We start from the raw sequence: 10,415 nt of genomic DNA, 5'->3' as shown, positions 1-10,415 counted from the left end.
GCAAAGCCGCCCTTGTCTCGTTTCGTTGCCGGGAAGGATCGACACACGCGGCAACCGCACGGTCCCGTCGTGTCCGTTGTGACCGCGTTGTGCTCGCCGTGATGAACCTTTCGGCCCGCGCCAACTGAGCCGTCGCAGCCTGGGTGGCGGCTGGTCGTCAGCGACCGGCCACCAGTCCCGCCCCCACAGCAAAACGCCCGCCTCCGGTGCCGGAAGCGGGCGTTATAGTCGGACGAAAGTCCCGGATTACTTCTTGGCGCGGCCCCCGGCGGCGCGGGCAGGTTTACGACCACCCTGGCCCAGACCCATCTGCTTGGCCAGGTCTGACCGGGCCTTGGCATAGTTGGGGGCAACCATCGGATAGTCTTTGGCCAGGCCCCATTTCGCCCGGTATTCCTCGGGGCTCATATTGTATTTCGTGCGCAGGTGGCGCTTCAGCGATTTGAATTTGCGGCCGTCTTCCAGGCAGATCAGGAAGTCGGGCGTGATCGACTTGCGCACCGGCACGGCCGGATCCTTGAGCTCGGGCTCCGGCTCAACGGCACCGGTCGAGACCTGGGTCAGGGCGGCATGGATGCTGGAGATGAGGCCCGGAACTTCCGCCGCCTGGACATTGTTATTGCCGACATAGGCCGACACGATGTCTGCGGTCATTTCGAGGATTTGCGCGTTGTCTTCCATGGGTCAGCCTCACCTTGTCTGGTTGGATTTTCGATTGAATCAGCCGTTATCGGATGAATAGATTTGTTCCCGTGCGAAAGCAACAACGAGGGCCATGCTCGCCGGGAAGCTCCGGATTGTCTTTGAGTTCAGAATATATCCGGTCCCGGAGACCGGCGACTGTCTTCAACGGCTGAAACTGTCCGCCAGTGCCAGAATGGCCGCACGTTCCGGTGTTGTATAGTCGACCAGACTATCTTCCTCGCCATCGCGGATGGCCCTGAGCAGAACCGGCGTCAGGGCAGAAGACAGCGACCAGTTCCAGTAACGCAGCACGGTCTGGGCCCGGTCGACCGCCAGCATGTCATAGGTGATCTGCACCCGCGCCCAGGCGGGATGGACGGTGCCGTCCTCTGCCGTTTCCGGCCGGCGCATCGAGCGCCACAGGTTGGTCAGGTCGCCCTTGCCCAGGCCGGTCGCCTTGCACAGGATCGCGAGGGGTTCGCCGCCGGGATCGCCCATGATCTTGGCCCCCGTGATCGGCTTTATCCCGGACAGATAGGCGATCTCGGACGCCACCTCACGATTGAGGCCATGCGCGGCCGCGGCCGCGACAGCCTCCTCCAGGCCTTCGTAAGGGCTCTTGGCGATGGCACCCCGGTTTCTCTGGCGCCGCTCGATGAACTGCAAAGCCTTGCGTGAGACCGGATCCTGCCAGGTCTCGGCCGCCGCCATGACGAAGATGTCTTCCGACACCTCCTGCATGACCTCGCGCGACACGGCGAACCGCTGCAATATCGTGCGGCGCTCCTCCGGACCGCACCACCAGAACATCACATAAGCCCCCGAAGGACGCAGCTCCGGCCGTTTCAGGGCCGGGCCGCACAGCTGCGACTCCTGTCGGCTCAGGCTGACCACAGACTCGATGGCCGTCTGGCTGAGGCGCGCCGTGCTGTTGCGCAGCACCGCCTCGGTGACATCCCATTCGCCGAAGCCCAGAAGGGTCTCCGTGACGACCTCGGACAGCGACCGGCGGCCGGCGATCAGCAGGCGATGGGCCGAGGTGGCGTCCCGGGCGCAGGCAACCAGGTCGGCGTCGGTCAAGGAAGCGCATTGCTCGATCAGAAGACCCGCGATCGCGGGGTCATCGCGCAGCAGGATACGCACCAGGGCGTTGGGGACTTCGGCCAGGGGCGCAAGCCGGGCCGCGACCCGGCGGCGGTCCTCCGGCGAGGCCAGCCGCAGCATTTCCACCAGCAGGTCGCCGGTGACGGCGCGCTCAAAGGCATTGATCCGGCTGGCGGGCAGGGAAACGACGTCAGCGAGGCGCTTCAGCAAGGCATGACGCGCGCGGAACCCGCCGTCAGGGGCGACCACCTCGGGGCTGTGCGAAGTCTCGAACATATCCGGCGAATCCTAGAACCGCGCCGGTTAACCGGTCGTGACGGTCACAAACCCTCGAACAGCGCCGTCGACAGATAGCGTTCGGCGAAGCTGGGGATGATGGCGACGATGGTCTTGCCGGCATTCTCCTCCAGCGCCGCCTGACGGAAGGCGGCGACCAGGGCCGCGCCCGACGAAATGCCGACGGGAATCCCCTCCACGCGGGCGGCCTTGCGGGCCATGTCGAAGGCGTCCTCATTCGACACCTGTTCGACGCCGTCGATGACCGAGCGGTCGACGATGGACGGGATGAAGCCGGCGCCTATGCCCTGGATCTTGTGCGGGCCGGGCTCGCCGCCCGACAGGACCGGCGAGGCGGTCGGCTCGACTGCGATCATGCGCAGCGAGGGCTTGTACGCCTTCAGCACCTGGCCGACGCCGGTGATGGTGCCGCCCGTGCCCACGCCGGCAATCACCATGTCCACCGCGCCCGCCGTGTCGTTCCAGATTTCCTCGGCCGTCGAGACCCTGTGGATCGCCGGATTGGCCGGATTGTCGAACTGGGCAGGACTGACCGCGCCGGGCGTCCGCACGAGCAGCTCTTCGGCCATGGCGATGGCCCCCTTCATCCCCTTCTCGGCGGGAGTCAGCACCAGTTCGGCGCCCAGCAGGGCCAGCATCTTGCGCCGCTCGATCGACATGCTCTCGGGCATGACCAGGATCAGCCGATAGCCCTTGGCCGCCGCCACAAAGGCCAGGGCGATGCCCGTGTTGCCGGATGTCGGCTCGATCAGCACCGTATCCGGCCCGATCAGCCCCGACTGCTCCAGCGCCTCGATCATGGCCACCCCGATCCGGTCCTTGACCGAGGCCAGCGGATTGAAGAACTCCAGCTTGGCCAGCACCGTCGCCTTGGGCCGATACTCCGCCGTCAACCGCGGCAGCCCCACCAGCGGTGTGTCCCCGATGGTATCGAGGATCGAGGCAAAGACCTTGCCCCGCCCGGCTTTCCGATGGCGGGAGGCGTCATAGGGGGCGTTGGTCATGGGGGGCTTCTCCGATTCAGTTGTCAGTACATAGGTCGAATACGACCGACGCAAACCCGAAGGCTGCGTCTTGACCCTTGGTTCCCATGATGGATGCTCACAGGCGCGACGCGAGGGGCCGGTGATCCACGAATTCAACGTCGAGGTCTGGGCCTTGAGGTCGGCGACTCCGTTCGTGCAACCATCGAAGTGTTGATCTGACCGGGCGGGCACCGCTCGCCTTCACCCCCCGTTAACCACGATGCAGCAAACGTTAACGGGCTGTTCCGGGATCCTTCGCTTGCACGCTCTCATCGCCGCCGTTGAAGCGATCGACCCGCTGGTCGTGACCGGCAAGGTCGCGGGCGTGAACGGTCTGCTGATCGAGTCCCGGGGCGGTCTGTCGCGCCTGTCGGTCGGGGCCCGGGCCGAGATCGAGCGGCGGCACCTGGCCCCCCTGCCCGCCGAGGTGGTCGGCTTCCGCGATGCCAAGGCCCTGCTGATGCCGTTCGGCCCGGTCGAGGGCGTGGCCCCCGGTGCCGACATCCGTATCGTCTCCGCCGCGGCCAGCGTCCGCCCGACCACCGCCTGGCTGGGCCGGATCATCGACGCCTTCGGTCAGCCGATCGACGGCAAGGGCCCCCTGCCCGTCGGGCCCGCCGCCTATCCCCTGCGCGCACCCCCGCCCCCGGCCCATTCGCGCGGCCGGGTCGGCGAGCGGCTCGATCTCGGCGTCCGCGCCATGGACGTCTTCACCACCACCTGCCGCGGCCAGCGTCTGGGCATTTTCGCCGGCTCCGGCGTCGGCAAGTCGGTGCTGCTGTCCATGCTGGCGCGTCAGGCCAGCTGTGACGTTGTCGTGGTCGGCCTGATCGGCGAACGGGGCCGGGAGGTTCGGGAGTTCATCGAGGAAACCCTCGGCGAGGAAGGGTTGCGCCGCGCCATCGTCGTGGTCGCCACCAGTGACGAACCGGCCCTGAAGCGCCGCCAGGCGGCCTATATGACCATGGCGATCAGCGAATACATGCGCGATCAGGACCTCGAGGTCCTGTGCCTGATGGACTCGGTCACCCGGTTCGCCATGGCCCAGCGCGAAATCGGCCTCGCCGCCGGCGAGCCGCCGACCACCAAGGGCTATACCCCGACCGTCTTCACCGAACTGCCCAAGCTGCTGGAGCGGGCGGGCCCGGGCCCGGTGCGGCCCGACGGCACCACGGCCGGGCCCATCACCGCCCTGTTCACCGTGCTGGTGGACGGTGGCGACCACGACGAGCCGATCGCCGACGCCGTGCGCGGTATCCTCGACGGCCATATCGTCATGGACCGCAAGATCGCCGAGCGGGGCCGTTTCCCGGCCATCGATGTGCTCAAATCCGTCAGTCGCACCCTGCCCGCCTGCCAGACCCCGCCCGAGCGCGAGCTGAACAAGCGCGCCCGCCAGAGCCTGTCGGCCTATGCCAATATGGAAGAACTGATCCGCATCGGGGCCTATCGCGCCGGAGCCGACCCCATCGTCGACCGGGCCATCACCCTGAACCCGGCGCTGGAAGCCTTCCTCGGCCAGGACAAGGACGACCACACCGGTCTTTCCGATTCCTTTACCCGGCTGGAAGCAATCCTGAATCAAGGCATGATCCAGTGAACGGAGAATATCGATGACCGCCTGGGCCCAATCGTTGATCAGGATCTCGAACTATGAGGTCGAGACGCTGCAGAAGCGTCTCGCCGAGATCACCGCGCGCCGCGCCTCGGCCGAAATGCGCATCGCCGTGCTCGATGCCGAGGCCGAGATCGAACAGGAGCGCGCCCGCGGGGACGCCGACGCCGCCATGATGCTGCAGGCCTATCTGAACGGCTGGAAACTGCGCAAGGGCGCCGCAGAGGCTGACGTCGTCGTCATGGACGCCGAGGAAGAAGGGGCCCGCGACGCCCTGACCAGCGCCTTCGAGGAACTGAAGAAGTTCGAACACGTCGCCGAAATGACCCGCCTCAACGCCGCGATCGAGGCCGGCAAGCGCGAGACGGCCGCGTTTGATGAGTTGGGCCTGAGGCGGCGTGCGGGCTGATCCGCCCGGACTGAACCGCCGCGCCCTGCTCGCGGCGCCCCTGGCACTTGCAGCCTGTGACCGCCTCGCCTCGGCCCGGACCGCCGACGGTCCGCTCGCCCCACCGCTGAAGGCCCTCGCCCCCTTTCCCTTCGGCGCCACCGGCATGACCTGGCAGCTCGACCAGCCGGACTGGGTCGAGCAGACGCTGCGCCATTGCTCCCAGCTGACCCCCGAATGGGAGCAGAAGATGGAGCGCACCCTCGGCCCCGGCTTCAGCTACGATTTCGAGCCCTCCGACCGGGTCGTGGCCTTCGCCCACCACAACGGCCTGCGCGTCCATGGCCACACCGTCATCTGGTACTCCCAGGGGGCGGAGGTCTTCGATGATGCGCAGCTGTCCCGCGCCCGCTTCGCCGCCGAATACGACCGCTACATCACCACTTTCGTCGGTCGCTACCGGGGCCGGATGGCCGGCTGGGACGTGGTCAACGAGCCCGTGGCCGAGGACGGCAACGGACTGCGCGACTGCCACTGGAGCCGGGCGCTGGGCATGGACGGCTATATGGTCCGCGCCTTCGAACAGGCGAAGGCGGCCGATCCGGAAGCCGTCCTCTTCCTCAACGAATACAATCTCGAGAACATCCCGCGCAAAGGCGCGACCTTCCTCAAACTGGTCGAACGCCTGCTGAAACTCGGGGCCCCGATCGGCGGCATCGGCACCCAGTCACATCTCGACATCGAGATCCCGGCCGGACAGATCACCGCCTTCATGCGCGACGCCGCCTCGCTCGGCCTGCCGATCCACGTCTCCGAGCTCGACTTCCCCATGCAGCGCGACGGCGGCCGGATGCCGGACCTGCGCTCGACCGCCGAACGCCGCGCCCAGCAGGTCGCCCGCGTCGGCGAGCTGGCCGAGGCCTTCATGGCCCTGCCGGAACACCAGCGCTACGCCTTCACCACCTGGGGCCTGCGCGACACCGACAGCTGGCTGGTCCGGGCCGAGGGCAAGAACCGGCCCGACGAAAGCGCCCTGCTGCTTGACGCCCGGGGCGGCGCCAATCCGGCCTTTCACGCCGTGGCCGAAGCGTTCCAACGCTGACCCTCTCCCATTGGGAGAGGGCTTGAGCCTCCGGGAGCGAAGCGATCGGCAAGGCGAAAGGGTGTGGGTCTATCACCTCTGGGCGGCTTCGCCGCTTCAACCCGCCGACCCACATCCGGCGCTGCGCGCCACCTTCTCCCAACGGGAGAAGGATCAGATCTGAACCGCCTCAATCCCCGCCATCGCGAGGTCCGCCAGTAGTCCATCAACCGCCGCCTCGACCTTCGCTTCATCCCGCCCCCGCACCACCAGATTCGTCCCCAGCTCGCCCACCGAGCCATGGCCGAAGGGATAGCTGCCGAAGCTGATCTCGCGCTCGGCCCGCGCCGCGGCGGTCAGCAGGTCGGCGATCGCGCCCTCGCCCACCCCGGTCACCCGGACGGTCCGCGCATGCACCACCGCCCCGGTCCGCAGCCGGGGCGCCACATCCTCCAGCATGGCGGTCATGATCTTCGGCACCCCGGCCATGACGAAGACATTGCCGATCTGGAACCCCGGCGCATCGGTCACCGGATTGGCGATCAGCGTCCCGCCCTCCGGGATCCGCGCCATCCGCCGCCGCGCCGTATTGAACGCGTCGCCATACCGTCGCCCCAGGATCGCCATGGCGTCCGGATGCTCGGGCAGGGCCACGCCGAAGGCCGTCGCCACCGCATCGGCGGTGATGTCGTCATGGGTCGGCCCGATACCGCCGGTGGTGAAGACATAGTCGTGGGCCACCCGCAGGGCGTTCAGACTGTCGACGATCTGGTCCTTGCGGTCGCCGATCGTTCGCGCCTCCTCGAGGTCGATCCCCAGCGCCGCCAGGAACCGGGCGATGGTGTTCAGATTGGTGTCCTGCGTCCGGCCGGACAGGACCTCGTCACCGATGATGAGGACGGCAGCGGTGGGGGAGGATTCGGTCATGGCCACACCCTAGACCCCCGTCGCCGCCCGGTCATCGTGTCGCCTTGAGCATCTGTGCTATGGTCGTCATCTGAACCGAGCCTGCCGCCTGCCGAAAGCCCCCCATGTACGAGACCCCCGAACTGGACAGCGACGCCTTCGTCCGCACCCACGAGATCCGCATCCATGAGGGCGACGAGGCCTGGGAGGGTATGCGCGCGGCCGGCCGTCTGGTGGGTGCCGCGCTGGACATGATCACGCCCTTCGTGGTCCCCGGCGTGACCACGGGCGAGCTGGACGACCGCATGCGCGAGTTCACCCTCGACCACGGGGCCCTGCCCGCCTGCCTCGGCTACAAGGGCTATGAGAAGACCATCTGCACCTCGATCAACCACGTCGTCTGCCACGGCATTCCCGGCGACAAGGTTCTGAAGGAGGGCGATATCGTCAACATCGACCACACCGTCATCGTCGACGGCTGGCATGGCGATTCCAGCCGCATGTACGCCGTCGGCGAGATCAACGCCCGCGCCCGCAAGCTGATCGAGGTCACCTATGACTCGCTCGAGGCCGGTCTGGCCATGATCAGGCCGGGCAATACCTTCGGCGACATCGGCTATGCCATCCAGCAGGTGGTCGAGGCCGCCCGCATGTCGGTGGTCCGCGACTTCTGCGGCCACGGCATCGGCCGCCTGTTCCACGACAGCCCCAACGTCCTGCACTACGGCCGCCGCGGCGAGGGCGCGACGCTGAAAGCCGGCATGTTCTTCACCGTCGAGCCGATGGTGAACCTGGGCAAGCCGCACGTGAAGGTCCTGTCCGACGGCTGGACCGCCGTCACCCGCGACAAGTCGCTGTCGGCCCAGTGCGAACATACCTGCGGTGTCACCGAAACCGGCGTGGAACTGTTCAGCGCCAGCCCGGCGGGACTGTTCAGACCCGTATTCTAGGATAGGTTGCTCTTCCGCACAGTCGGGAGGCGCTGTTGGACCAGTTGACAACACCTAATCTGTTGGAGCATGCTCCAACATGAAGGCGCGGTTGATCCGTGAGGATGAGGTCGGCGTCGGCGAGGATGAGGCCATGCACATCCGGGTTTGGGAAGTGCCGGTCCCGGTCGTCGGCTCGACCCATTTTTACAAATACAGCCTGGCCTTCGTCTGCGACGAGGTCTGCGTCGTTCGTTTCGATAACGAGCGGGGCAAAGGCGACCACGTCCACATCGGTGACGCGGAGATGCCCTATGAATTTCATGACCTCGCCCGGCTCGAACTCGATTTCCGACGAACGGTACGAGAATGGCGACTTCAGAATGGTCGTCTTCAGCGTGAGGACCGAAGATGAGGTCTTCGCCGACTTCCGAAGCGCCTTTGAAGGCGTCGAGAAGGGTTACGCCGAGATCAGTTTCATCACGTCCGACCTGCTCTGGCGCATCCTGACCGGCAAGCGCTGGGACATACTGACCGCCATGGCCGGAGCCGGCGAGATGAGCATCCGTGAGGTGGCGCGAAAGGTCGACCGTGACGTCAAGGCTGTACACGGCGACGTCACCGGCCTGATCAAGAGCGGCGTCGTCCGGCGCGGCGAGAGCGGCAAGGTTATCTTCCCCTACGACCATTTCGAGCTGAGGGTTTCAAACCGCCGGGCCGCCGCCTGACCATGGACGCCACGGCACCGGCACCCGCGCCCAAACCCCACCACACGGGCCACCGCGAACGCCTGCGGGACCGCGCCCGCGGCGCCGGCATCCACCACCTGCCCGACTATGAACTGCTCGAACTGTTCCTGTTCCGCAGCCAGCCCCAGGGCGACGTCAAACCCATCGCCAAGGCCTTGCTGGCCCGCTTCGGCTCCCTGGCCGCCGTGCTCGCCGCCCCGGTCGAGGACCTGATCACGGTCAGGGCCGAGGACACGAAGGGCCGGACGAAAGGCATCGGCACCGAAACCGCTCTGGACCTCGCCGCCCTGCATGAGGTCGCCCGCCGGGTCATCAAGGAACAGGCCGCCAAACGCACCGTCATCTCCTCCTGGACCGCCCTGGTCGCCTATGTCCGCCTGTCGCTGCAGCATGAGGCCCGCGAGCAGTTCCGCGTCCTCTATCTCGACAACCGCAACCAGTTGATCCTCGACGAAATCCAGAATCGCGGCACGGTCGACCATGCTCCGGTCTATCCGCGCGAGGTGGTGCGCCGGGCGCTGGAGCTGTCGGCCAAGTCGATGATCATCGTCCACAACCACCCGTCCGGCGACCCGACCCCCTCCCGCCCCGACATCGAGATGACCCGCCAGATCATCGAGGCCGCCCGCGCCCTCGGTATCGACGTCCACGATCACCTGATCGTCGGCCGCGACGGCGTGGCCAGTTTCAAACAGCTGGGGCTGATGTGAGCGACCCTTCGCGCAGGACCCGGCTGGCCGCCTGTCGACGCGTGATCGGGCGGTGGGCCCGGATCGAGCGCGCGGGAGCCCTGTTCGCATGACCATACGCCGCACCGACCGTCTGACCCTGACGCCGGTCCAGTCGGACGACCTCGACGACCTCATCGCCCTGTGGGGCGACCCGGTCTTCGCCACCGCCATCTTTCCCGCCCCCCTGACATCCGAGGACGTCTGGTTCCGCCTGCTGCGCGACGTCGGGCATTGGCAGGTCAAGGGCCACGGAAACTGGTCGATCCGCGAGACGGCGACCGGCGACTATGTCGGCAGCGTCGGGGTGCTGGACTACCGCCGCATCCTCGAACCCGCCTTCGATGTCCCCGAACTCGGCTGGGGCGTGGCTCCGCGTTTCCAGGGCAAGGGTCTGGCCTTCGAGGCCGTATCAGCGGCCCTGGCCTGGTGCGATGACACCCTGAAGGCCGCGCGCACCGTCTGCATGATCTCCCCCGACAATGCCCCGTCCCACGCCCTGGCGGCGCGGGTCGGCTACCGCCCCTATGCCGAGACCCTCTACAAGGGCTCACCCGTCGTGCTGCTGGAGCGGCCCGGGCGTGAAGGACCGTAGCCCCCCATTAAGGTTTATGCGTCATCCTCGGGCACGAATCCGGAGACCGCGCCGTCCATGCCCATGTCCGTCGAAACGCTTCGCGGCCATCTGACCGAAGCCTTTCCCGATGCCGAGATCGTCATCGACGATCTGGCCGGCGACGGCGATCATTATCGCGCGCGGATCGTGGCCCCGACCTTCGCGGGTCTGCCCCGGGTGCGCCAGCATCAACTCGTCTATGCCGCCCTGAAGGGCAAGATGGGTGGCGAACTGCATGCGCTGGCGCTTGAGACCTCAGCCCCGCCCGCCTCGACCCAGCAGGGAGACTAACC

At 67.0% G+C, this 10,415-nt stretch carries 13 protein-coding genes; 9 read left to right on the top strand and 4 right to left on the bottom strand.

Translation table 11 applies throughout. The features are described 5' to 3' along the window. Positions 1-246 precede the first annotated feature (246 nt). The 3 genes from Q0053_RS05540 to cysK form a co-directional block, all read right to left on the bottom strand. Positions 247-681 carry a MucR family transcriptional regulator gene (locus Q0053_RS05540; RefSeq protein ID WP_298097176.1) on the bottom strand — a complete coding sequence of 145 codons (435 nt, stop codon included), beginning with the start codon at positions 679-681 and terminating at the stop codon, positions 247-249. Between the two features lie 165 nt (positions 682-846). Next, positions 847-2,064: a DUF2336 domain-containing protein gene (locus Q0053_RS05535; RefSeq protein WP_298097173.1), complete on the bottom strand. Its 1,218-nt coding sequence runs from the start codon at positions 2,062-2,064 to the stop codon at positions 847-849. 44 nt (positions 2,065-2,108) lie between these two features. Continuing rightward, positions 2,109-3,089: a cysteine synthase A gene (gene cysK / locus Q0053_RS05530; protein ID WP_298097170.1), complete on the bottom strand. Its 981-nt coding sequence runs from the start codon at positions 3,087-3,089 to the stop codon at positions 2,109-2,111. Between the two features lie 280 nt (positions 3,090-3,369). Here cysK and fliI point away from each other — a divergent pair, with 280 nt between their 5' ends. The 3 genes from fliI to Q0053_RS05515 are packed head-to-tail and all read left to right on the top strand — an operon-like array spanning position 3,370 to position 6,215. Beyond that, positions 3,370-4,710: a flagellar protein export ATPase FliI gene (fliI, locus tag Q0053_RS05525; RefSeq protein ID WP_298097166.1), complete on the top strand. Its 1,341-nt coding sequence runs from the start codon at positions 3,370-3,372 to the stop codon at positions 4,708-4,710. A 13-nt stretch (positions 4,711-4,723) separates the two neighbouring features. After that, on the top strand, positions 4,724-5,134 hold the full coding sequence (locus tag Q0053_RS05520) for a flagellar export protein FliJ (RefSeq protein ID WP_298097163.1): 411 nt from the start codon (positions 4,724-4,726) through the stop codon (positions 5,132-5,134). After that, positions 5,124-6,215, top strand: a complete 1,092-nt coding sequence (locus Q0053_RS05515) for an endo-1,4-beta-xylanase (RefSeq protein ID WP_298097160.1) — start codon at positions 5,124-5,126, stop codon at positions 6,213-6,215. The genes Q0053_RS05520 and Q0053_RS05515 overlap by 11 nt, the downstream gene beginning before the upstream one ends. 153 nt (positions 6,216-6,368) lie before the next feature. Here the strand turns inward: Q0053_RS05515 and Q0053_RS05510 are convergent, their stop codons facing one another. After that, positions 6,369-7,121 (bottom strand): competence/damage-inducible protein A, encoded by a 753-nt coding sequence (locus tag Q0053_RS05510; protein ID WP_298097157.1) that lies wholly within the window; start codon positions 7,119-7,121, stop codon positions 6,369-6,371. A gap of 104 nt (positions 7,122-7,225) precedes the next feature. Between Q0053_RS05510 and map the strand changes: the two genes are divergently transcribed. The 6 genes from map to Q0053_RS05480 all read left to right on the top strand — a co-directional run bounded on the left by map (position 7,226) and on the right by Q0053_RS05480 (position 10,413). Further along, the gene (map, locus tag Q0053_RS05505) at positions 7,226-8,050 is read left to right on the top strand and encodes a type I methionyl aminopeptidase (protein WP_298097154.1); all 825 of its coding nucleotides are present in this window, start codon (positions 7,226-7,228) and stop codon (positions 8,048-8,050) included. Positions 8,051-8,129: 79 nt separating this feature from the next. Next, complete coding sequence (locus Q0053_RS05500) at positions 8,130-8,444, top strand: DUF6516 family protein (RefSeq protein ID WP_298097151.1); 315 nt, start codon at positions 8,130-8,132, stop codon at positions 8,442-8,444. Then, positions 8,413-8,757 carry a transcriptional regulator gene (locus tag Q0053_RS05495; protein ID WP_298097149.1) on the top strand — a complete coding sequence of 115 codons (345 nt, stop codon included), beginning with the start codon at positions 8,413-8,415 and terminating at the stop codon, positions 8,755-8,757. The genes Q0053_RS05500 and Q0053_RS05495 overlap by 32 nt, the downstream gene beginning before the upstream one ends. A gap of 2 nt (positions 8,758-8,759) precedes the next feature. Then, positions 8,760-9,488 carry a DNA repair protein RadC gene (gene radC, locus Q0053_RS05490; RefSeq protein WP_298097147.1) on the top strand — a complete coding sequence of 243 codons (729 nt, stop codon included), beginning with the start codon at positions 8,760-8,762 and terminating at the stop codon, positions 9,486-9,488. A gap of 88 nt (positions 9,489-9,576) precedes the next feature. Continuing rightward, complete coding sequence (locus Q0053_RS05485; RefSeq protein ID WP_298097144.1) at positions 9,577-10,101, top strand: GNAT family N-acetyltransferase; 525 nt, start codon at positions 9,577-9,579, stop codon at positions 10,099-10,101. A gap of 57 nt (positions 10,102-10,158) precedes the next feature. Further along, positions 10,159-10,413, top strand: coding sequence for a BolA family transcriptional regulator (locus Q0053_RS05480; protein WP_298097141.1), 255 nt, complete (start codon positions 10,159-10,161; stop codon positions 10,411-10,413). Positions 10,414-10,415: the final 2 nt, after the last annotated feature.

The sequence above is a fragment of the Brevundimonas sp. genome (assembly GCF_027487935.1).
Taxonomy (GTDB): Bacteria; Pseudomonadota; Alphaproteobacteria; order Caulobacterales; family Caulobacteraceae; genus Brevundimonas.
This window is presented reverse-complemented; position numbering and strand designations above follow the sequence as displayed.